The organism is Urbifossiella limnaea (assembly GCF_007747215.1).
GTDB classification, from domain to species: Bacteria; Planctomycetota; Planctomycetia; order Gemmatales; family Gemmataceae; genus Urbifossiella; species Urbifossiella limnaea.
In genome coordinates this window covers 2,762,077-2,784,403 of record NZ_CP036273.1, presented here as the reverse complement: position 1 = coordinate 2,784,403, position 22,327 = coordinate 2,762,077, and the positions used below count along the sequence as shown (strand labels likewise).

16 protein-coding genes are annotated in these 22,327 nt (G+C 70.3%); 10 read left to right on the top strand and 6 right to left on the bottom strand.

The features are described from left to right. Nucleotides 1-318: 318 nt before the first annotated feature. Nucleotides 319-5,028 carry a glutamate synthase-related protein gene (locus ETAA1_RS11235; protein ID WP_145237724.1) on the top strand — a complete coding sequence of 1,570 codons (4,710 nt, stop codon included), beginning with the start codon at nucleotides 319-321 and terminating at the stop codon, nucleotides 5,026-5,028. An 82-nt stretch (nucleotides 5,029-5,110) separates the two neighbouring features. Further along, the gene (locus ETAA1_RS11230; protein ID WP_145237722.1) at nucleotides 5,111-5,392 is read left to right on the top strand and encodes a hypothetical protein; all 282 of its coding nucleotides are present in this window, start codon (nucleotides 5,111-5,113) and stop codon (nucleotides 5,390-5,392) included. Nucleotides 5,393-5,436: 44 nt separating this feature from the next. Here the strand turns inward: ETAA1_RS11230 and ETAA1_RS11225 are convergent, their stop codons facing one another. Together ETAA1_RS11225 and thiC are read right to left on the bottom strand one after the other, a co-directional pair. Continuing rightward, a complete protein-coding gene (locus ETAA1_RS11225) occupies nucleotides 5,437-6,258 on the bottom strand; it encodes a ThuA domain-containing protein (RefSeq protein ID WP_145237719.1) in 822 nt (273 codons plus the stop codon). A gap of 53 nt (nucleotides 6,259-6,311) precedes the next feature. Further along, on the bottom strand, nucleotides 6,312-8,189 hold the full coding sequence (gene thiC, locus ETAA1_RS11220; RefSeq protein ID WP_238389418.1) for a phosphomethylpyrimidine synthase: 1,878 nt from the start codon (nucleotides 8,187-8,189) through the stop codon (nucleotides 6,312-6,314). A gap of 88 nt (nucleotides 8,190-8,277) precedes the next feature. Between thiC and ETAA1_RS11215 the strand changes: the two genes are divergently transcribed. Continuing rightward, nucleotides 8,278-9,810 carry a sulfatase family protein gene (locus tag ETAA1_RS11215; protein ID WP_145237716.1) on the top strand — a complete coding sequence of 511 codons (1,533 nt, stop codon included), beginning with the start codon at nucleotides 8,278-8,280 and terminating at the stop codon, nucleotides 9,808-9,810. 18 nt (nucleotides 9,811-9,828) lie between these two features. Here ETAA1_RS11215 and ETAA1_RS11210 read toward each other — a convergent pair whose 3' ends face one another. Beyond that, on the bottom strand, nucleotides 9,829-11,709 hold the full coding sequence (locus ETAA1_RS11210; RefSeq protein WP_145237713.1) for a hybrid sensor histidine kinase/response regulator: 1,881 nt from the start codon (nucleotides 11,707-11,709) through the stop codon (nucleotides 9,829-9,831). A 185-nt stretch (nucleotides 11,710-11,894) separates the two neighbouring features. Further along, nucleotides 11,895-14,213, bottom strand: coding sequence for a tetratricopeptide repeat protein (locus ETAA1_RS11205; RefSeq protein ID WP_145237710.1), 2,319 nt, complete (start codon nucleotides 14,211-14,213; stop codon nucleotides 11,895-11,897). 329 nt (nucleotides 14,214-14,542) lie between these two features. On the opposite strand from ETAA1_RS11205, the gene ETAA1_RS11200 reads away from it, so the two are divergent. From ETAA1_RS11200 to ETAA1_RS11175, 7 genes are all read left to right on the top strand, one after another. Then, a complete protein-coding gene (locus tag ETAA1_RS11200) occupies nucleotides 14,543-15,802 on the top strand; it encodes a peptidylprolyl isomerase (RefSeq protein WP_145237707.1) in 1,260 nt (419 codons plus the stop codon). Nucleotides 15,803-15,955: 153 nt separating this feature from the next. Next, nucleotides 15,956-16,294 carry an ArsR/SmtB family transcription factor gene (locus tag ETAA1_RS11195; RefSeq protein WP_145237704.1) on the top strand — a complete coding sequence of 113 codons (339 nt, stop codon included), beginning with the start codon at nucleotides 15,956-15,958 and terminating at the stop codon, nucleotides 16,292-16,294. A gap of 11 nt (nucleotides 16,295-16,305) precedes the next feature. Continuing rightward, complete coding sequence (locus ETAA1_RS11190; RefSeq protein ID WP_238389417.1) at nucleotides 16,306-16,788, top strand: SRPBCC family protein; 483 nt, start codon at nucleotides 16,306-16,308, stop codon at nucleotides 16,786-16,788. A 57-nt stretch (nucleotides 16,789-16,845) separates the two neighbouring features. Further along, a complete protein-coding gene (locus tag ETAA1_RS32855) occupies nucleotides 16,846-17,112 on the top strand; it encodes a hypothetical protein (RefSeq protein ID WP_238389416.1) in 267 nt (88 codons plus the stop codon). A gap of 50 nt (nucleotides 17,113-17,162) precedes the next feature. After that, entirely contained in the window at nucleotides 17,163-18,113 is a 951-nt protein-coding gene (locus tag ETAA1_RS11185; RefSeq protein ID WP_238389415.1) for a sugar phosphate isomerase/epimerase family protein, read from the top strand. Nucleotides 18,114-18,123: 10 nt separating this feature from the next. Continuing rightward, nucleotides 18,124-18,414, top strand: a complete 291-nt coding sequence (locus ETAA1_RS11180) for an FmdB family zinc ribbon protein (RefSeq protein WP_145237700.1) — start codon at nucleotides 18,124-18,126, stop codon at nucleotides 18,412-18,414. Between the two features lie 91 nt (nucleotides 18,415-18,505). Next, nucleotides 18,506-19,966: an NAD-dependent succinate-semialdehyde dehydrogenase gene (locus ETAA1_RS11175; RefSeq protein ID WP_145237697.1), complete on the top strand. Its 1,461-nt coding sequence runs from the start codon at nucleotides 18,506-18,508 to the stop codon at nucleotides 19,964-19,966. A gap of 67 nt (nucleotides 19,967-20,033) precedes the next feature. On the opposite strand, the gene ETAA1_RS11170 is transcribed toward ETAA1_RS11175, so the two are convergent. Next, the gene (locus ETAA1_RS11170; protein WP_145237695.1) at nucleotides 20,034-20,744 is read right to left on the bottom strand and encodes a CPBP family glutamic-type intramembrane protease; all 711 of its coding nucleotides are present in this window, start codon (nucleotides 20,742-20,744) and stop codon (nucleotides 20,034-20,036) included. A 3-nt stretch (nucleotides 20,745-20,747) separates the two neighbouring features. Beyond that, nucleotides 20,748-22,148, bottom strand: a complete 1,401-nt coding sequence (locus tag ETAA1_RS11165) for an HD-GYP domain-containing protein (RefSeq protein ID WP_145237692.1) — start codon at nucleotides 22,146-22,148, stop codon at nucleotides 20,748-20,750. Between the last annotated feature and the right edge of the window lie 179 nt (nucleotides 22,149-22,327).

Genomic DNA, 22,327 nt, shown 5'->3' with positions numbered 1-22,327 from the left:
AGGGTGAAAGCGTGTGCCCCGGTCGGTCGGCCGGGCGGGTGGGGCGACGGGTGTCCCACGACCGGCGAGTCGGACGCCCCGTGTTCTACCTCTCCGCTCGTTGGCCAGCAAGCGTGCACCCAGATTTTTCACCACTCGGCGAAAAGCCGTCCCCTCCCCGAACCCGTGACCTGGCCTTGCCATCCGTTCGGCGGGTTCTGTAAAACAAAGCGTTGGTCACCCTCTCCCCGACCACACGCACGCGAAGCCCGGCGACGGCCACCGCCGGGTGTTCACCCGAACCGTTCTCTACCACCCTTCCCATCGGTGAACGTGACGATGAGCCACCAGGCGGGTCTTGCGCGGGTTCGCAGCGGCGAACTGCTGTACACGGACGAGGTCGGCCGGGACGCCTGCGGCATCGGGGGGGTCGCAGCGCGGGACGGCAAACCGTCGGCCGAGGTCATGCAGAAGGCGCTCAACGCCCTCCGCTGCATGGAGCACCGCGGCGGCGTGTGCGGCTCCGCCGGCGACGGCGCCGGCCTCACCGCGGCGCTGCCCCAGGCCTTCTTCCGCGCGCAGGCGAAGCAACTCGGCTTCGGCGTGTCCGACGGCGACACCCTGGCCGTCGGCGCGTTCTTCTTCCTCGACAGTGACGCCGCCAAGCTCGACGCCGGCCGGGCGCTCGTGCGCGAAGTCCTGAGCGGCGGTCCCGTGCGCTTCCTCGGCTACCGCCCGGTGCCGACGAACGAAGACGCGCTGCCCGAGTCCGCGAAGGCGGTCCGCCCCGGGGCCATCGAGCACGCCCTGTTCCAGGTGGACGGCGACGCAGACGAGGCCGAGAAGCACCTGTACCGCCGTCGCCTCGTGCTCCGCGAGCGCGCGCGCGCCGCCGGCCTCGGCGTATACCCGTGCTCGCTGTCTACCAAGCTCGTCAGCTACAAGGGACTGCTGACCAGCCCGCAGTTGTGCGACTTCTACCGCGACCTGACCGACCCGGCGTTCGAGACCGGCGTCGTCAGCTTCCACCGCCGCTACAGCACGAACACGTTCCCGAACTGGACGCTGGCCCAGCCGTTCCGCCTGTCGTGCCACAACGGCGAAATTAACACGGTGCGCACGACGCGGAACGCGGTGTCGGCGTTCTCACGCAGCCTGAACCCGCCCATCCCCGGCGGCGAGCTGAACACGCCGAAGATGTCCGACTCGGCCAGCCTCGACGAGTGGCTCGAGTACTTGATCCTCGAACAGGGCTGGAGCCTGCCGCGGGCGCTGCGCCTGTCGATCCCGCCGGTGTGGGACACGGAGGCCGACATCTGGGGGCAGGAGGCGTTCGACCTGTTCACGTACTACCGCCGGGCGTTCGGCAGCCTCGCGGCCTGGGACGGCCCCGCCGGCATCATCGGCACCGACGGCCGCACCCTCGTCGGCCTCGTCGACCGGATGGGCCTCCGCCCCGTGCGCTGGTGCTCCGACAAGCGCGGCTGGTTGTACATCGGCAGCGAGTCGGGCGTGTTCGGCCTCGACCCCACCACCATCGTCGCCAGCGGGCAGCTGCAGCCGGGGCAGATGATCGCCATCGACACCGCCACCGGCGAGCGGCTCGACAGCTACCAGATCATGGACCGCGTCGTGGCCGAGGCCAAGGCCGAACTCGGCAGTGTGCAGGAGCTGAACCGCCGGCAGATCATCATCCCCGAGGGCTTCGACTACACCCGCCAGGTCGACGACGCCGTCGGCGCGATGCTGACCGAGCGCGACTGGAAGCTCGACCACCTGCTCCAGGCCGCGGGCTGGGACTTCGAGCGGGCCGTGTTCGTGAAGGACATGGCAAAGCTGAAGAAGGAGCCGCTGTCGAGCATGGGGCACGACCGCGTGCTGACCGTGTTCTCCGACCACCACCCGACGCTGTTCAAGTACCTCCAGCAGACGTTCGCCGAGGTGACCAACCCGCCGATCGACCCGTACCGCGAGGGCGGGGCGATGTCGCTGGCGACCTACCTCGGCCGCGGGCCGCGCGCGAACGGCGCGAACGGGGACGACCTGCCGGTGAAGCAGATGGAGTTGCCGAGCCCGGTCATCTCCGACGCCATCGTCGAGGAAATCCGCCAGAACGAGGTGCTCGGCTTCAAGCTGCTCGACGCCACGTTCCCGCTGTCCGGCGGGGCCGAGGCGCTTCGCGCCAGCCTGGTGGCGCTCCAGAGCGCCGCCGAGAAGGCGGTGCACGAGGGCTTCCACGTCCTGTGCGTGTCCGACAAGGAGGCGTGCAAGCGCGGCATCTATCCGGTGCCGTCGCTGCTGGCGCTCGGGGCCGTGAACACCTACCTGTGCCGCCAGGGGCTCCGCGACCGCTGCTCGCTCGTGGTGCAGGCCGGCGACATCCAGGAGGGCCACGACATCTGCGTGCTGGTGGCGTTCGGGGCCGACGTCGTCCACCCGTACCTGATGCTGCGGCTCGTGAAGGACGGGCTCGTCTTCAAGGACGGCGACACCAAGCAGGAAATCCGGCTGGAGCCGCGCGAGGCCCTGGAGAACCTGTTCGCCGCCCTGGAGGACACCACGAAGAAGGTGATCTCCAAGATGGGGATCACGACCATCGAGGGGTACCGCGGCGCCCAGCTGTTCGAGGCCGTCGGCTTCGGCCCCGAGTTGATGGAGTTCCTGGGCGACTTCCCGAGCCGCGTCGGCGGCATCGGCTTCGCCGAGCTGGTCGAGGACGCCCAGTGGCGCGTCGCGCGCGCCGAGGAGATGGTGGCGAAGAAGAAGGAGTTGGGCAAGAACATGGACTACCGCGCCTTCACGGGCGCGGTGCGGATGGCGCTGCGGAACGCGGTGAAGGAGGCCCACCCGGAGCCGGAGGGCGGCGGCGGCGAGATGGCGTACACCGCCCCGCCCGCCGAGGCCGACCCGGACGCGCTGATCCGCGTCGGCACCAAGTGGGGCAAGTTCACGAACATGGTGAACACCCGCGTGCCGACGGTGCTGCGCGACCTGTTCAACATCAAGCCGGGCACGGCGGTGCCGATCGAGGGCGTGCAGCCGGCGCGGGACATGGTGGCGAACCACTTCCGCGGCGCCGCCATGAGCCACGGGGCGCTGACCGGCGCCTCGCACATGACCATCGCCGCGGCGGTGAACGAACTCGACGCCCTCAGCAACAGCGGCGAGGGCGGCGAAGCCCGCTGGCGGAACGACATCCCCGAGCGCGCCTGGGGGCCGTACTGGGAGAAGGTCCGCAAGCAGCGCCAGGAGTACCCCGAGATTTACACCCTCGGCGGCAAGCTCGAAAAGAGCCGCTTCCGCAGCCGCATCCGCCAGATCGCCAGCGGCCGGTTCGGCGTGGACGCCGAGTACATCGTCAACGCCGACGAGATGTCGATCAAGATGGCGCAGGGCGCGAAGCCCGGCGAGGGCGGCCAGCTGATGGGGAAGAAGGTCACGGCCGAGATCGCCGAGATCCGCTTCGCCAAGCCGGGGACGGACCTCATCAGCCCGCCGCCGCACCACGACATCTATTCGATCGAGGACCTGGCGCAGCTGATCTACGACCTGAAGGCCGCGAAGCCGGGCATGCCGGTGTCGGTGAAGCTGGTGGCCGTGGAGAACGTCGGCACGATCGCCGTCGGCGTGGCGAAGGCCGGCGCCGACATCATCGAGATGGACGGCATCGACGGCGGCACCGGCGCGGCGATGGTGTCGAGCAAGGAGCACGCCGGCTTGCCGAGCGAGATGGGCCTCGCGGAGGCGCACCAGGCGCTGGTCGTGAACGGCCTGCGCACGTCGGTCAAGCTCCGCGTCGGCGGCGGCATCAAGAACGGGCACGACGTGATCAAGTACGCCCTGTTCGGGGCGGACGAGTTCACGTTCGGCCAGGGGCTGATGGTGTCCGTCGGCTGCATCGTGTGCAAGAGCTGCCACATCCCGAACTGCCCGACCGGGATCACCGGCAGCCCCGAGATCTTCAAGGGGCACCCGGAGCACACCAAGGCGTACCTCCTGACCGTCGCCGAGGAGGCCCGGCAGCTGCTCGCGCTGATGGGCTTCACGCACCTGAACCAGATCACCGGCCGGTCCGACCTGCTGGTGCGGCGCGACGACTTGAAGGCCAAGCACCCGCGGGCGGCGCTCGTGGACGTGCGGCGGTTCATCCAGCCCGACATGGCGCTGGTGGGACTCGACGACCGCTACCCACAGGTCGGCGAGCGCGGCGTGTGCGGCGGCGGCGACTCGTTCACGCTGAACGGCCGCATCCTGAGCGCCGCCCACGACGCCATCGACACCGCCCAGAACGCCGACATCGTGTTCCGCGTGCGGAACTCGGACCGCTCCGTCGGCGCGACCGTGGCCGGCATGATCGCCCGGCTGTACGGCCGGGAGGGGATGCCGAACCACCGCAAGATCAAGGTCCGCCTTGACGGCGAGGCCGGGCAGAGCTTTGGCGCGTGGTGCGTGAACGGCCTCGACCTGGAGCTCCGCGGCTTCGCCCAGGACGGCGTCGCCAAGGGCATCTCGGGCGGGACGGTGATCGTCACGCTGGACTACACCGCGAGCGACTACGGCGGCGAGATCCAGAGCGTCGCCGGGAACAACGTCGGCTACGGGGCGACGGGCGGGACGATCTTCATCGGCGGCCGGGCCGGGCACCGGCTGGGCATCCGCAACAGCGGGGCGACGATCGTGGCCGAGGCCGCCGGCAAGTACGCCTGCGAGTACATGACCCGCGGCCGGGTGCTGATCCTGGGGCCGGTGGAGAACGAGATCGGCAGCGGCATGACCGGCGGCGAGTTGTACGTGTTCGACCCGCACACCGAGGTGCCGGCGAAGCTGCACAGCAAGAGCGTGGCGGTGATCGACTGCACGCACGTCGATTACGAGTGGATGCACCCGCTGCTGCACCAGTACTTCGCCCGGACGGGGAGCCGGCAGGCGGAGCACATCCTGAAGAACTGGGCCGAGATCCGCCGCGGCCGCCGGCTGCGGAAGGTTCTGCCGCTGGCCGTGGCCCGCGCGATGGAAGACCTGAAGACCGCGGGCACCAACGCGGGGTGATGCTGAGGCTGGAATCCGAGAGCCCGGGGGCAATACCCCGGGCTCTCGTCATTTCCTGTCGCGTCGATTGAGGAGTACAGCGATGTTCCTGCGGTGCATCTGCGGTAACTCACTCGACGACATCGCAAGTCCAAGCCCGACCGTTCGTCACGTCCTCACCGATACCGGCATCGAAAAGCTCCAGGACGCTGTCGATCAAGAGGTCGCGGAGAATGGCATCGTGGACATGTGGCCCGAACATTGGGAGACTGCCGGCACGCAGGAAGTGTGGCTGTGCTCGGCATGTGAGCGGCTGTACATCGGAGTAAATGGCTCAGAGCCCATCCGCGTGTACAAGTTGGAGCAGGTGGGGTTGAACGAATAGCCCCGGGGACGGACTCGTCCCCGGGGTCATAGTGCCTCTCGAACTCACTTCGCCGGTGTCAGGTGCGCCGCGTCGAGCTTGTCCACGCTCCACAGCAGGCCGCGCGTCACCAGGTCGAGGTAGCGCGGGTCGGCGACGGTGTCGTTGTTGTGGCCGAGGGTGGTGCCGAACACGCGCGTCTTGCCGTTGTACCGGTTCGTCCACGCCACCACCGCCTCCTCCGTCCGCTTCTCGCCGTTCTTGGCCGTCACCGTCTGCTTGCCGCGGGCCACCGGCTGGGCCGTCTCATGGAGTTTGCCGGAGAGGTTGTTGTAAAGCTCCTCATTCTTCGTGGTCCAGCCGGTCAGCCCCTTCGTGATCGGGCTCGCGGGGTCGGTGTAGCTCACCTCGATCGGCAACTGCGGGCCGTGGCCGGTCGTCGCCAGCCCGGTGAAGTCGAACCACGGCGTCGCCTTCGGGAAGCCCTCAGTTCGGTAGCAGTGCATCCCGCAGTGGATGACCACCCCCGGCAGTCCGGCCTTGTGCGGGGCCAGGATGCGCTCCACCGTCTTGGGGTCCTTCACGTCGGCGGTGCACTCGTCGTGTACGACCACGTCGAAGCCCTTGGCCCAGTCGCCCTTGTCGTAGATCGGGTTGAGGTGTTTCGTGCCGGTGTCCGGGTCGTAGCTGATCGTCCACACCACGTTGGCGCGGGCGGAGATGCCCTTAGTCAGCAGTTCCTGTTGCTTCTTGTAGTCGTGGCAGCAGCCGCCGATGACGAGCAGCGCCTTGATCGGCGCGGCGGTCTGCTTGGCGGGGGCGGGGGCGCCGGCGGCGACGAGTACGGCCGCGACGAGCGCGGCGAGGAGGGGGGCGGTCCGGGTCATGGGCTGGGTCGTCCGGTGGGAAAGGGGAACGGAACGGTCGGCGAGTCGGTCGGTCACTCGCCGACCTGCGCGAGCGGCACGCGGCGGGCCTGGATGCTCTGCGCCTCGGCGTCGTCGGCGTAGTCGCTGTGGCACGCGGCCTTGTCGTGGTCGGCGCCGACGGCCTTCTTCGTCTTGCTGGCCAGCCGGTGGATCTCGGCCGGGCTCAATACGCCGCGCTTCTCCAAAATCTCGCGCTGCTCGGCCGACAGTGCCGCCGTCACCTTGGCCTTGCCGCGCTGGTAGTCCTCGTCCTTGCCGGACGCGAACTCGACGATCTCCTTGCTGATCCGCACGCTGCACCAGTCGTGGCCGCACATGGCGCAGAAGTCGGTGTCCACGTCCAGGTCTTCGTCGTGGTACGCCCGCGCGGTGTCGGGGTCGAAGCTCAGCTCGAAGTGCTTCTCCCAGTTCAGCGCGGCGCGGGCCTTGGTGAGCTCGTCGTCGCGGTCGCGCGCCCCGGGGATGCCGAGGGCCACGTCGGCGGCGTGGGCGGCGATCTTGTAGGCGATGCACCCCTGCTTGACGTCGTCCTTCTTCGGCAGGCCGAGGTGCTCCTTCGGGGTCACGTAGCAGAGCATCGCGGCGCCGTGGTACGCCGCGGCGGTGGCGCCGATGCACGACGTGATGTGGTCGTAGCCGGGGAAGATGTCGGTGACGAGCGGCCCTAGCACGTAGAACGGCGCCCCGTGGCACACCGTCCGTTGCAGCTTCATGTTGTACTCGATCTGGTCGAACGGGACGTGTCCCGGCCCCTCGACCATCACCTGCACGCCCTTGCGCCACGCCCGCTCCGTCAGCTCGCCGAGCGTATATAGCTCCGCGAGCTGGGCGGCGTCGGTGGCGTCGGCGAGACCGCCGGGGCGGAGGCCGTCGCCGATCGAGAACGTCACGTCGTAGCGGCGCATCACGTCGCAGATGTCCTCCCAGTGGGTGTACATCGGGTTCTGCGCGTCGTGCGTGATCATCCACTTCGCCAGCAGCGACCCGCCGCGGCTGACGATGCCGATGAGCCGCTTGCGGATGTACTGGAGGTGTTCCTTCAGCACGCCGGCGTGGATGGTGAAGTAATCGACGCCCTGCCGGGCCTGGTGCTCGAGCGTTTCCAGAATCATCGCCGGCGTCAAATCTTCGATCTTGCGGCCGATGATCATCGAATAGATGGGCACGGTGCCGATGGGTACGGTGCTGGCGCGGATGATGGCGTCGCGGGTGGCGTTCAGGTCGCCGCCGGTGGACAGGTCCATCACGGTGTCGGCGCCCCACTTCTCGGCCCAGCGGAGCTTCTCGACCTCCTCGTCGGTGCTGCTCGACACGGGTGAGGCGCCCATGTTGGCGTTCACCTTCGTCTTGCTGCCGCGGCCGATCGCCATCGGGTCGAGGCGGTAGCCGAGGTGGACGGTGTTCGCGGGGATGACCATGCGACCAGCCGCGACCTCGTCTCGCACCTGGGCCGCGCTGAGGTGCGGCTCGCGCTCGGCGACGCGGCGCATCTGCGGAGTGATGATGCCGAGACGGGCCGATTCGAGTTGAGTGATCGGGGTAAAGTCGACTGGGAACTCGACGGTTCTTACCGTCTCGTCTCCCTGAAGGAACGTCGCGACCTTGGTGCCGGTTCCGAAGGAGGGTGTTTTGATTTCGCTAACGGCTTCACCCCGTGGTCGCTTGGCCGGCGGAAGCTCGAAGGTATCCGTCATCCAACCCGCCGGCAGGAAGTCCCATGCGGTCTTGTCCGACGCCGCCGGCATCCCCGGCGTGTCGGGCGAGGAGAACGTCCGCGCCCCGAGAGGGCCGGGGGTGAGCGCCGGGCGATTGGCAAAGCTGCCGGGCGTCGTGCCCTGGGCGGTCGAGGACGGGTTGAGCCCGAGCGGCGGGAGGGGGTACTGGTTCATGTCGCGTCCGTGGCGAAGGGTGCTTCTCTCAGAATAGCCGGCCCCGGCTCACTAGAACACCCGCACCCGTTCCCGCGGAGCCTACCCGATGCGAACCCTCGTCGCGGTTGTCGTCGCGCTCGCGGCCGCCGCCCCGGCCCGCGCCCAGGTGCCCAAGCGGCCGCCGAACATCGTCGTCGTCTTCACCGACGACCACGCCTACCAGGCGGTCAGCGCCTACAACCACCCGCTCAAGCTGAACCAGACGCCGAACATCGACCGCCTGGCCAAGGAAGGCGTCCGCCTCGACCGCTGCCTCGTGCCGAATTCGATCTGCGGGCCGAGCCGGGCCGTGCTCCTCACCGGCCGGTACAGCCACTCGAACGGCTTCTACAACAACACGAATTCCCGCTTCGACGGCAGCCAGACCACGTTCCCGAAACTGCTCCAGCGGGCCGGCTACCAAACGGCCCTGTTCGGCAAGTGGCACCTCGTTTCCGACCCTACCGGGTTCGACACCTGGCAAATCCTCCCCGGCCAGGGGCAGTACTACAACCCGCCGATGAACCGCATGGGGCAGCGCGTCGTCGTCCCCGGCTACGTCACCGATGTCATCACCGACCTGTCGCTGGACTGGCTGCGCGGCCGCGACCCGAACAAGCCGTTCCTGCTGATGTGCCAGCACAAGGCGCCGCACCGCGAGTGGTCGCCGGCGCTGCGGCACCTGAACCACAATAACGACCGGGTGTACCCCGAGCCGGACACGTTGTTCGACGACTACGCCGGCCGCGGCGCCGCCGAGCGCAACCAGGACATGACGCTGGAAAAGTCGATCAACGCGCTGGACATGAAGTTCAACGACCCGCCCGGCCTCACCGCGGACCAGAAGAAGACGTGGGATGCCTACTACGCCCCGCGGAACGCCGCGTTCAAGGCCGCGCCCCCACAGGGCCGCGACCTCGTCCGCTGGCGCTACCAGCGGTACATGCACGACTACCTCGGCTGTGTCAAAGCCGTGGACGAGGGCGTCGGCCGCGTTCTCGACTACCTCGACCGCGAGAAGCTGACCGACAACACGATCGTGGTCTACGCCTCCGACCAGGGCTTTTACCTGGGCGAGCACGGGTGGTTCGACAAGCGATGGATCTTCGAGGAGTCCGTCCGCACGCCGTGCCTGATCCGCTGGCCCGGCGTCGCCCGACCGGGCACGAGCAGCGAGCGCCTCACCAGCCTGCTCGACGTGGCGCCGACAGTCCTGGAAGCGGCCGGACTGCCGGTACCGGAGGGCACCCACGGCCGCAGTCTGAAGGGGTTGCTGGCCGGGCAGACGCCAGCCGACTGGCGGACGAGCTTCTACTACCACTATTACGAGTACCCAGGTCCGCACGACGTGCGACGGCACTACGGCGTGGTGACGGAGCGGTACAAGCTGGTGCGCTTCTACGGAGCTCCGGGGGCCGAGTACTGGGAGCTGTTCGACCGGCAGACCGACCCGCGAGAGCTGACCAGTGTGTACGGCCGACCCGAGCACGCCGACGCGCAGCGGCAACTGCACGCGGAACTCGACCGGTTGCGACAGGAACTTCGGGTGCCAGCGACGGACCCACCAGAGGCGCAGATTCTTCCGAAGAAAAAGCAGTGACGGCGGCAGGCGGCGGCGTCACACGGTCGCCGCCGCCCGCGCGGCCATGCGGCTCATCGCCTTTCCCGCGATCCGCAGGAGGTCGGCCGGCGTAAACGGCTTCGGCAGGAAGATCGCTCCGGGGATCGCGTCCAGGCGGCCGATGTCCGAGTGGTAGCCGCTGATGAACACGACAGCCGCATCGGGCCGCTCCGCCCGAACCAGCCGGGCCAGCTCCTTGCCGCTGATGCCCGGCATCGTCAGGTCCGTCACCAACAAGTCCACCGACGCCAGTTCCGGGAGCTGGGCCAGCGCCGCCTCGCCGCTCGCCGCCTCGTGGACGACGTAGCCGGCCGACTCCAGCGCCGTTCGCGTCAGCTTCCGGACGGCGTCCTCGTCTTCCGCCAACAGCACCGTGCGCCCCTTCCCGCCGGCCGGCCGCGGCACCGGGTGCGGAGTCAACATCATTGACGACGGCTGAGCCGCGTCCGCGCACCACGGCAGGTCCACGCGGAACGTCGTCCCGACCCCGACCGCCGACTCGACCGTCACCCGGCCGCCGGCCTGCTGCACGATGCCGTACACCGTGGCCAACCCCAAGCCGGTCCCCTTCCCCATCGCCTTCGTGGTGAAGAACGGCTCGAATATCTTTTCCCGCACGTCGTCCGGGATGCCGACTCCCGTGTCGCTCACGGTGACCCGGGCGGACCGCATCGAGTCGCCGTCAGGTGGCCTGGCGGCAGTCGAGATCGTCAGGGCGCCGCCCGTCGGCATCGCGTCCTTGGCGTTGACAGCGAGGTTCATCACCACCTGCTCGAACTGGCCGCGGTCGATCCGCGCCCGCACCGACTGCGGACAAAGGAGCGTCGTCACCGACACCCGCTCACCGAGCAGCCGGCGGAGGATGCCGGCCATGTCCGACACGGCCTCGTTCAGGTCGAGAACGACCGGCCGGGCCGGCTGCCGTCGGCTGAACGCGAGCAGCTGCCGCACCAGGCCCGTGGCGCGGTCGGCGGCGCCGCGGATGTCCTCGATCAGGTCGGGCGGCGGTAGCTCGTCCGGGTTCATGGCGACGAGTTCGGCGTTACCGCGAATGACCGTCAGTAGGTTGTTGAAGTCGTGGGCGATGCCTCCGGCGAGGCGGCCGACCGCTTCGAGCTTTTGCGACTCGCGCAGCTGCGTTTCCAGTTGCCGGCGGCCGGTCATGTCGCGAATCACGGCGACGCGGTGCGTGGGGCGGCCGTCCGGCCCCGCTACCGGCACGACCTGCCACTCGGACCACACCCGGGCACCGTCCTTCCGCCGGCTCGGTACGTCGAGCCGGGCCGGGGCACTACCCCCGAGTGCGGCGCGGACCGACGCCAGCGCGGCGGCGGCGGCTTCCTCGTCGGGATCCGGCGTCGGCGGGTGGTTGCGGGCCGAACCGGACGTCTGGCAGAACACGCTCGGGCTGAGTCCGGCGGCTTCCTCAACCGTGTAACCGGTGATCCGCTCGAACGCCGGGTTGGCGTAGACGACTCGGAGACCGGCCGCGTCGTGGGGGTCGGCCTCGGCGATCATCACGCCGTCGGACGACGCCCCGACGGCGGCCTCGAGCAGCGTCAGCCGGCCGGCGTCCTCCGCGCGGGCGCGCTCCGCCGCCGCCACACTGCGCGGGAATGCCACGCCCAGCACGACCGCCGACGCGAGCCCGACCGCGGCCGCCGGCCACGCCGCCCACGGGAAGTAGTGGTCGAGCTGAGCCACGGTCGTGGCCCCGGTCGCCAGCGCGACGGCGGCGTAGACGGGCCGGTGAGGCCCCGGTCGGCGCAGCGCGTGCCAGGCCAACGCGAGCGTGGTGACGACGGACGCACCGACCACGAGGGCGTTCGCTGTGGGGTCGGCGAGTGTTCCGGTCGCGAAGAGGAAGGACGACGGCATGGCGGTGCCCGGGGGGCGGGGTTGCACGAGCGAACAACCCTAGAACCCGAACTGCCTGCGTCCGGCTGGAATTCGTGGCCGCCGTTCAGGTTAGCGCCGGATTCTTCCGCCGCCGCAACGACGTTGTCGTCGGGCGCGAACGCCTGCCGGGGAGCTCCGCGCCTGGACTTGCCGGTCGCCCCGGCTCAGCGCATCGGCCGGATCAGCGACGGCCACTCGCGCTCCCAGTAGTCGCGGCTGTACTCGCCGGACCGGGCGGGGAAGCCGTTCGTCTTCTCCTTCAGTGCGGCGAAGGCGTCGCGCATGTGAGCTTCGACCGTCAACCGCCCCTCGTCGTTGTTCAGCTGGAGGTAGCCGTGGTACATCATGCTCAGGACGATGAGTTCCTCGACCTTGCCGGCGTACTCGCGGCGGATGGGGTCGGCGGTCGTCAGCACGTCATATGGCTTGCGGAGCAACACCTGGGCCAGGAGTACGCGCAACTGGGCCTGCGTCCGCAGCCACGGGTCGCCGGTCGCGGGGCGGTTCGCCACCTTGCGGGCGTCCACCTCCGTCAGCACTTCCTTGAGCAGCTTCAACGCCTCCTCGCCCGCCTTGTCGGCGTCGGGGGCCGGCACCTTCGCCCGCGGGTCGATCCGCTGAAGGAGTGCCGTGCCGAGCAGGAGCTTACCCTGACCCGCCTCGGGGCCGTTGGCGTACAGGCGCAGCTGCGTGCGTAGCCGGGCCTCGGCCTTCTGGAAGTCGCGGGCCTGAATCGCCTCGTTGGCCAGCTCGACGAACGCCTTCTCCTGGTACTCCTGCTCCGCCGGCGAGACGCGCTCGGCCTGCGCGATCTGTTCCAGCAACTCGATGCCGAGCGGCAGCTTCTTCGGGTCGCGGGAGTCGATCAGGTTGCGGGCCAGCTTGTGCCGCACGGCCGTGGACGTGGGGCCGCCCGTGTCCAACGCCCGCTTGAACGCCACGAGCGCGTCGGCCGGGCGGTTCGCGGCCAGGAGCCCGTCGGCGTACTCGGCCCAGATCGGACCGGCAACTTCGTCGGGCAGCTTCGGCGTCGCCGCGGCCTGCTTCAGCAGGTCAAGCCCGCCCGTCGGGTTGCCGGCCTTCCGCTGAAGGCTCGCGGCCAGGCGCAGCTGCTCGGCGCGGTACGGCAGGTCGGGTGGCAGCGCGGCGGCGACAGCGGCGTACTCCGCGGCCGCGGAGGCATAACGGGCCTTGCCGTCGGCCCCGGCCTTCTCCAGCGCCGCCCCCCACGCCGTCAGCACCTCGGCCTTCTTCTCGCGCTCCTTGCCGCCGACCGCGACTGGCGCGTACGCCTCGGCCGCGGCCACCGCCTCGGGGAAGGCGCCGTCGGCGGTGAGCACTTGCACCGCCTGCTCGAACGCGGCCTGCACCTCGACGGCGGGGACGAGCCCGCCCTTGGCGGCCTTCGCGGCCGTGGGGAGGTAATTCGCGGCGGCCTTGCGGCGGGTCGCGTCCGGGTTGCGGAGCGTCAGCCCGACGAGCTTCACCGCCGCGGCCGGGCCTTCGGGCCCGCTCGACTTCGCGGCCTCGTCCAACAGCTTCACGGCGTCCGCGTCGTCGGCCTTGAGGCGGACGCGGCACTCGGCCAGGTAGTACGCGGACATCGACCGCAACCCCTGCGGCAACTCGGCGGCGCGGGCGGCCTCCCACTCGCGGGCGGCCCCGGCCCAGTCCTGTTCGGACATGCGGATGCGGGCCAGCTGCGCCTTCGCGGACGGCAGCACGTCCGGCGGGGCGTCGGCGCCGATGGCCGTCAGCCACTGCTTCGCGCCGTCCGGGTCGCCGAGTGCCAGGTGCACCTCGCTGAGCCGCAGCTTGGCGCGGGTCAGCGTCGCCGACGGGGTGCCGAGGCCGGCGTTCGTCAGGTAGCTGGTCAGGCCGTCCTTTGCGGCCTTCAGGTCAGGCGGCGTGGCACGGAGGCTCAGCTCGGCGCCGAGGCGCGGGGCGTCGCCCGCGTCTTCGCCGAACGGCGGGCGCGACAGGATCGCCCGGATCAGCTCGAAATCCGCCGGCGTCAGCGACGCGGGCGGGTCGGCGGCCTGCGACTTCGCCCGGCGGAAGACGAACTTCACCCGCTCCAGGTCGGACAGCTTCGACTCGTCGCCGGCGGTGAAGTGCTGGCGGGCGAGCACCCAGTACCCGCGGGCCTCGCCGCCGTCCGCGGTCAGCTCGGCGAGCCGGGCGTAGCCGCCGCCGAGGGCCGCGTGCGCCCGCGCCGCTAGTTCCGGGTAGTGCATCACCTCCGCTGCCACGCGGTCGAGCGCCGCCTTCAGCTCCCGCGCGTCCGGGTTGACCCGTTCCGTCGAGCCCACGAGCGCCGCCAGGTCGGCCTCGAACGTGGCGGCGACGGTGTTCTGGATCGGGATGAGCCCCTGGTAGGCGGCGACGAACGCGGCCGCGCCGACCAGGAAGGTCGGCACCTGCCACAGCCGGCGCGGCGGGGCGGGGCGGGTGACCGGGGCGGCGGCCGTGTCCGTGGCCATGTGCGGCGTCCGTCGGGGGGTGGGAGCATCGCAGTAGAGCCGCGACGCGGGCGGGGAATCAAGTCCAACCCGCCGCCTGCTCAAATCGAGATGATTGTTTCCGACCGCGGGGGGTCGATCCCCGGAAACATGTCACCGACTCATAAAAAAGTTCGTTCCGTCGAGGCATCTCTTTCCCGTCGCGCTGAACCCGATCGACGTCCGGCACTTGCGCGGAGGGTGGCTCCCGGCACGGCCCACCACCGAGCGGGCGCGTCCGGAGGGGGGTGCAGTTGCATCTTGCCCCGGCGTTGGGTATTACCCCGCTCCCCATCCCGGAGGAGACGCGAATGCGACTGTTCACACGCGGGGTCGCGGCCCTGCTCATCGGGACCGGCGTTACGGCGTCGGCCCAGCCGCCGGCCCCGCCCGGCGCCCCGCCGGCCCCGCCGGCAGGGCTGCCGGCCCCCCCGGCCGGGCTGCCGGCCCCGCCAGCGGTCGCGCCGCCGGCCGCCGCCCCGAAGGCCGACTTCCGCCCCACCGGTGACGCCGCCAAGGTCAACAACCAGGCCATCCCCGAAGTCGCCGTGTACCGCGCGCTGCGGCAGTTCCCGCCGGCCCACCACGAGATGGCCCGCAAGGAAATCGTCAACCACCTCGTCGAGAACACGCTGGTCGACCAGTACCTCAACGCCATCCAGGTGAAGGTGACCGACCAGGAGACCGAGAACCTCATCAACGAGCTGAAGAAGGAACTCGTCACGGCCAAGAAGGACTACCAGCAGGAGCTGAACGTCATGCTCCTGACCGAGGCCGAGTTCCGCGCCGAGGTGCAGGCCCAGCTGCGGTGGGAGGGCTTCGTCAAGCAGCAGTCCACCGACGCGGCGCTGAAGAACCTGTTCGACGCCAGCCCGGACGTGTTCGACGGCACGATGGTCCGCGCCCGCCACATCCTCATGACGCCCGGCACCGACGCCGCCAAGCAGCAGGAGGCGGCCGGCAAGCTCCGCGGCATCAAGCAGGTCGTCGAGGCCGAGGCCAAGAAGGCGTCCGACGCGACGATGGGCGAGCCGCTCGCCAAGGTGCAGGCGGGCCAGCGGAAGGCCGACGAGCTGTTCAGCGCCTACGCCAAGGAGTACAGCACCTGCCCGTCGAAGCGCGACGGCGGCGACCTGAACTTCTTCCCGCGGGCCGGGGCCATGGTGGAGCCGTTCGCCAAGGCCGCGTTCTCGACCCCGGTCGGCAACCTGACGGACGTGGTGGCCACCGACTTCGGCTACCACCTGATCCTGGTGACCGACCGCAAGGAGGGGAAGAAGAAGCAGTTCGACGAGGTGAAGGAGGACGTGCGGCTGCTGTTCGCCATGCGGCTCCGCGAGGCGGTACTCGGGCAGATGAAGCCGAAGGCGCAGATCACCATCAACCCGGCCCCGCAGTACCCGGCGCCGACGCCCGCGCCCGCGCGGGTCGGCGCTCCGTCGGCGCTGACGCCGGGCACGCCGCCTCCGGTCGGCGGCCCGGCCCCGGTCGGTGGCCCGGCGCCGATCCCCGGCCCGGGGGCGCCGCCCGCGGTCGCCCCGCCGGGGCTGCCCGCGCCGCCGAAGATGTAACGCGATCGCGCTTACGTTCTCCGCCGCTTGCGGCTTGGCGTCGCCCGACGCCAAGCCGCAAGCGGCGACTTCATTTTCCCCCACTTCGCTTGACCACCCCCATTCGCGCGGCTACATTACCTCCAGGTTATAAAACCGCGGAGTTATTCACCCATGCCGGTCGCCCGGCTCGACGCCACATTCGCCGCCCTCGCCGACCCCACCCGCCGCGCCATCATCGCCCGCCTCGCGAAGGGTGAAGCCACAGTCACGGAGCTCGCCGCGCCGTTCCGCATGAGCCAGCCGGCGGTGTCCAAGCACCTCAAGGTGCTGGAGAAGGCCGGCCTCATCACGCGCGGCCGCGACGCCCAGCGGCGCCCGTGCCGGCTCGTCGCGGCGCCCATGAAGGAGGCGACCGACTGGCTCGAAACCTTCCGCCGCAACTGGGAACAGGTCTTCGACCGACTCGACGCCCTGCTCGACGAACTGCAACAGACCCCCAAACCCGACTGAGGCTCTCACCCGTGAAGAACCCCGCCACGTTCACGACGCCGAGCGACCGCGAGATCGTCGTCACCCGCCGGTTCAACGCGCCGCGGAAGCTCGTGTGGGACACGATGACGCAGGTCGAGCTCAAGAAGCGGTGGATGACCGGCCCGCCCGGCTGGGTGATGACCGTCGGCGAGAGCGACACGCGGACCGGCGGCACCTTCCGCGCCGTGTGGACGGGGCCGAACGGCGAGACGCTGACGATGTCCGGCGAGTACCGCGACGTGACGCCGCCCGAGCGGTGCGTCCGCACCGAGAAGTTCGAGATGGTCGGCGGCCCGCCGATGGGCGAGCAGCTGGCAACGCTGGTCCTGACGGACGAAGGCGACAAGACGCTGATGACACTCACCCTGGAGTACGCCACGAAGGAGGCGCGCGACGGGGCCGCGGCGTCCGGCATGGAGCACGGGATGGAGGCGAGCTACGCGCGGCTCGACGAAATCCTCGCCGCGGCGTAACCGCGGGGCGTCGACCTGCGATAATACCCCTGAGCCACACGAGGCCCGGGGGTCGCAATGTCGAAGAAGGTCGGATGTCACTGCGGCGGGAAGTCGGGCTGCAAGTTGTGCGGCGGCGCGGGGCGGTACGAGTACCAGCCCGGCCCGCTCGGCTGGATGCCGTTCACCTGCCCCACCTGCGAGGGGAAGCGCCGCCTCGCCGAGCCCGGGGAGCAACCGGTGGCGTGCTTCACCTGCCGCGGCACCGGCCGGGTGGACCCGGCCGACCCGCCCAGCAGCGGGTGGGTGGACGTGATCCGCAAGGCGTTCTTCGGCGCGACGTGACGGCGGGGGTCGCTACAATTCCCGCACCCCTTCCCCGCCGGAGTTCGACCGTGTCGCAGCTGCTCTCCCGCCGCACGTTCCTGCAAACCTCCGCCGCCGCCGTCGGCACCGCGGCCGTCGCCGCCGCCCAGGACGCGCCGCGGCCGCTGTTCGACATCTCCATCGCCCAGTGGTCGCACAACCGGGCGTTCTTCGGCCGGCCCGGCGTCGAGAAGAAGGACCCGCTCAAGTTCGCCGAGATCGCCAAGACCGATTACCAGATCGCGGCCGTGGAGTACGTCAACCAGTTCTACCGCGAGAAGAAGGCCGACCAGGCCTACCTCCGCGACCTGAAGAAGGTAGCCGACGACAACGCCGTCCGCAGCGTGCTCATCATGTGCGACGGCGAGGGGAACCTCGGCAACCCCGTCGAGGCACAGCGCGTCACCGCGGTGGACAACCACAAGCGCTGGGTCGAGTGGGCGAAGTTCCTCGGCTGCCACAGCATCCGGGTGAACGCGGCGAGCAACTGGAACCTCGGCTTTGAGGAAACGAAAAAGCTGGCCGCCGACGGCCTCCGCCGGCTGACCGAGTTCGCGACGACGCACGAGATCAACGTGATCGTCGAGAACCACGGCGGGCTGTCGAGCCACGGCGGCTGGCTGGCCGGCGTCATGCGGCTGGTGAACCTGCCGCGCTGCGGCACGCTGCCGGACTTCGGCAACTTCAACATCGGCAAGGTGACCGGCATCGACATGACGAGCTACGACCGCTACCGCGGGGTGGACGAGCTGATGCCGTTCGCCAAGGGCGTGAGCGCGAAGTCGCACGACTTCAACGCCGCGGGGAACGAGACGGCGACGGACTACCGGCGGATGCTGGACATCGTGCTGAACAAGCACCGGTTCCGCGGGTTCATCGGCATCGAGTACGAGGGCGGCCGGCTGAGCGAGGCCGACGGCATCCGCGCGACGAAGCGGCTGCTGGAGACGGTGCGGGCGGAACTGGCCGCGAAGAAGTAAGGAGGCGGCGATGCCGATCTACGTGTACGAAGAAATCCTCCCCGACGGCAGCGGCGGGGAGCCGTTCGAGGTGATCCAGCCGATGAGCGCCGCCGCGCTCACCACGCACCCGGACACGGGCAAGCCGGTCCGCCGGGTGCTCAGCGCCCCGAACGCCCCGCGGGCCTGGACCGACGCCCACGGCAAGGCCGCGATGACCGACAAGAACCTGGCGTCGAAGGGGTTCACGAAGTACGTCAAGTCCGGCGACGGCAGCTACGAGAAGACCGCCGGCGACGGCCCGAAGCAGATCAAGCGGTAGTTCGATCTACTACCCGAAAGCCCGGGGACGCCCGTCCCCGGGCTTCGCCATTTCGCCTACGATAACCCACACCGTCACCGAGGTTCCGCACATGGCCGCGTCCGCCCCCCCCGTTTCGCACCGTGACCTGTACATCGCCGGCGAGTGGGTGAAATCGTCGTCCGGGAAGACGCTCGCGGTCGAGAACCCGGCCACCGAAGAAACCATCGCCGAGGTGGCGTTCGGCACCCGCGACGACTGCAAGCGGGCCATCGCCGCCGCGGCCGCCGCGCTGCCGGCGTGGTCGAAGCTCACCCCCTACGACCGCGCCAAGGTGCTGAAGAAGACGGCCGACCTGATGCGCGAGCGCGCCGACGCCCTCGCCCGCACGATGACCATGGAGCAGGGGAAGCCGCTGGCCGAGGCGAAGGGCGAGGTGCTCCACTCGGCCGACACGTTCGAGTGGTTCGCCGAGGAAGGCAAGCGCGCCTACGGCCAGGTGATCCCGCCGTCGAACGCGGCGAAGCGGCACCTCACGATCAAGCACCCGGTCGGCGTCGTCGGCGCCATCGGGCCGTGGAACTTCCCGATCACGCTCCAGGCCCGCAAGATCGCCCCCGCGCTCGCCGCGGGCTGCACCATCGTGTGCAAGCCGGCGAGCCAGACGCCGCTGTGCCTGATCGGCGTGTTCGAGTGCCTCATCGACGCCGGCTGCCCCGCGGGCGTGGCGAACCTCGTGATCGGGCCGGCCGGCGACATCGCGGACGAGTTCATGACGAACCCGGCAGTGCGGAAGATCAGCTTCACCGGCAGCACGCCCGTCGGCAAGCAGCTGATGCGGCAGGCGGCCGACCAGGTGAAGCGGCTGAGCCTGGAACTCGGCGGCCACGCCCCGTTCATCGTCTTCCCGGACGCCGACCCGGAGGTGGTGGCGAAGGCGGCGGTGCTCGGCAAGTTCCGCAACAACGGCCAGGTGTGCATCAGCCCGAGCCGGTTCTTCGTGCACAAGGACGTGTCGAAGCGGTTCACCGAGGTGGCCGTCGAGGAGGCGAAGAAGCTGAAGATGGGCAACGGGCTCGACGAGGGCGTGGTGGTCGGCCCGATGTTCGAGAAGAAGGCGCTGGCCGGCACGCAGGCGCTGATCGACGACGCGACCGGCAAGGGGGCGAAGCTGCTGACCGGCGGCAAGCGGTCGGAGCGGTTCGACAAGGGCTACTTCTTCGAGCCGACGGTGCTGAGCGGGCTGAGCGCCGACGCCCGCATCCTCACCGACGAGCCGTTCGCGCCGGTGATGCCGGTGCTGGACTTCTCGAAACTCGACGAGGTGATCGCGGCGGCGAACAACACGCCGTACGGGCTGGCGGCGTACGTGTTCACGAACGACCTGTCGGCGGCGTGGCGGATGGCCGAGGGGCTGGAGGCCGGGATCATCGGCGTGAACGACGCGGTGCCGGCGACGCCGCAGTGCCCGTTCGGCGGGATGAAGGAATCCGGCCTGGGCCGCGAACTCGCCCACGAGGGGCTCGAGGCGTACCTGGAGACGAAGTACGTCTCCATCGGCCTGCGGGGGTAATCGGCTCGGGTCTTCGCCGCCTGCGGCTTGGCGTTGGGCAGCGCTAAGCCGCGAGCGGCAGAATTCGTCACGCCACGCCGACGAGGATGTCGTACCCGGCGTGGGCGGCGACCGCGACGCCGAAGCCGCGGCCGACGTACAGCGCCGTGAAGTACAGCCCCGCGATCACCCGGAACAGGAACACGTAGGCGTTCATCGGCTCGCCGTACGGGCCGACGTGGTGCGCCGCCGCGAACCCGCACGCCGCCACGAACGCGGCCAGCGGCAGCGCGATCAGCCGCGGCAGCAGCACCAGCCGCAGCATCAGCAGCAGCCCGCCGAACAGGCCGAGGCGGAACAGCGCCTCCTCGTAGATGCCGGCCCCGAGGTATGTCAGCACCCGGGCCGCGCGGTCGGGGGCGGCGGGCACGTCGAGGCGGACGCCGAGCTTGTCGATGATCGGGCCGTAGTTCTGGCCGAACTGCCACAAGACCGCCGCGTACGCCGCCCCCTCGAACGCCATCCCGAACCACGTCCGCACCGGGTCGGCCGGGCAGTCGGCGGCGCGCCACCAGCTCCACAGCAGCAGGATGCCGAGGACGAGCATCGGCGCCGCGAAGGCGTGGCCGGCGCCGAACGTTTCGAGCTGCCAGCGGACCCAGGCGTCGGCCCCGTTGCGGAGGCGGTCGGCCCGGTCGCCGCCGAGCCACACCACGCCCCCCTCGTACACCGCCACCAGCGGCACGAGGAACAGGAACGACGACCACGGGTGCCGCGTCGCCCGGAGGTAGTCCCGCATCGGTTACACGAGGTCGGGGTAACGGGCGCCGAGCAGGTCGCGGCGGCGCTCGGCGGGAAGCGTGCGAAGGATGCCGCCACGCGCCGACGCGGACAGATCGACGTGCTCCGGCCGCGGCAGCAGCGCCCCGTCGGCGTCGGCCAGCACCGCGACCACCGGCCGGCCCGGGGCGCGCGGGTCGAGGCGGTCGGGGTGGTTCGCCGCCACCACGCCGACCCGGCCGTCGGTCAGTTCCACCACCGCCCCCACGGGGTAGAACGCCAGCGTCACCAGGTACTCGGCGAAGTCCTTGTCGAGCTGCCCGCCCTCGGCCGCGAGCAGCACGTCGGTCAGCGCCGCCCGCGTGTCGCCGGCCGGGCGGTACGGCCGCGCGGCGCAGCACGCCGCGTACACGTCCGCCGCCGCGAGCAGCCGCCCCAGCGACGGGATGGCCGCGCCCTTCAGGCCGGCCGGGTAGCCGGTGCCGTCGGTCCGCTCGTGGTGGCAGGCGACCGCGGCCGCGAGCGGGGCCGCGTCCGGCAGATACCGCACGATCAACTCGGCGCTGTACTGGGCGTGCTGCTCCAGCTCGCGCCGCTCGGCCGGCGTCAGCTTGCCCGCCTTCGCCAGCAGATCGACCCGCACCCGCAGCATCCCCGCGTCCATCACCAGTGCGGCGACGACCGCGGGGAGCGGCCGGCTCGCCCACTCGTAGTCGAGGTGGACGACGCGCGCCACGACCTGCGCCACCGTGAGGGCGTGGGCCGCGACGAACCGCGCCGGCGCCGGCAGCTCGACCCCGCCGGGGTACGACGCCGCCGAGAGTACGTCGGCGTGCAGCACCCGCAGCGCCTTGCCCTGACGGGCCTCTTCGATCAGCTCCTCGGCGAGCGAGGCGAGGACGTTCAGGTTCACCTGCTGGAAGCGGTTCATCGCCGTGAGGCACGCCGCGACGCGGTCGATCCGCGTGTAGTCGGTCCGCCGCAGCGCCAGGGCACGCTCCTGGACGGTGAGCCGTTCTTTCACCACTTCGAGCACGCCTTCGAGGCCGTTACACATCTTCAGCTGCACCGACGGCGACTCGGGGAAGCTCTGGGCCATCCGCACCGCGGACGCCATCATCGCCGTCGTCTCGCGGTGGTAGGCGATCAGCGCGTCGTTGGTCGACGCGGCGGCGAGGCCGGCCACGACCGGGTCGGCGGTGAAGGCGCGCTGCCGGTCGAGGAGCGTCTTGGCGAAGCCGAGGAGCTCGCGGGCGCGCTGCGTGAGTTGCGGCGGGAGCGGGTCGGCGCCGTCGGCCCCGGCGAGGCTCAGGACGGAGCGGCGGAAGCTCTCCGGCTCGGCGACACTCGGCGCGGGCGTGGCGTCCCCGAGCCGCTGGCGGAAGGCGGTGATGCGGTTGAGCAGTTCGCGCGTGTCGGTCATGTCGCCCCCGTCGGCCCGTGCGGACCGGTCCCCCGTCGGTAGGGATCGGCGGCCGGGGCGCGGGAACTTGAAGCGATTTTGACGGTGGTGAGGAATGTGCTCACGGAAAGGCGGCAAGCCGCAAAGAAGAACTGAACCCAGCCTTCCATTTCTTCGCGGCTTGCCGCCTTTGCGTGAGT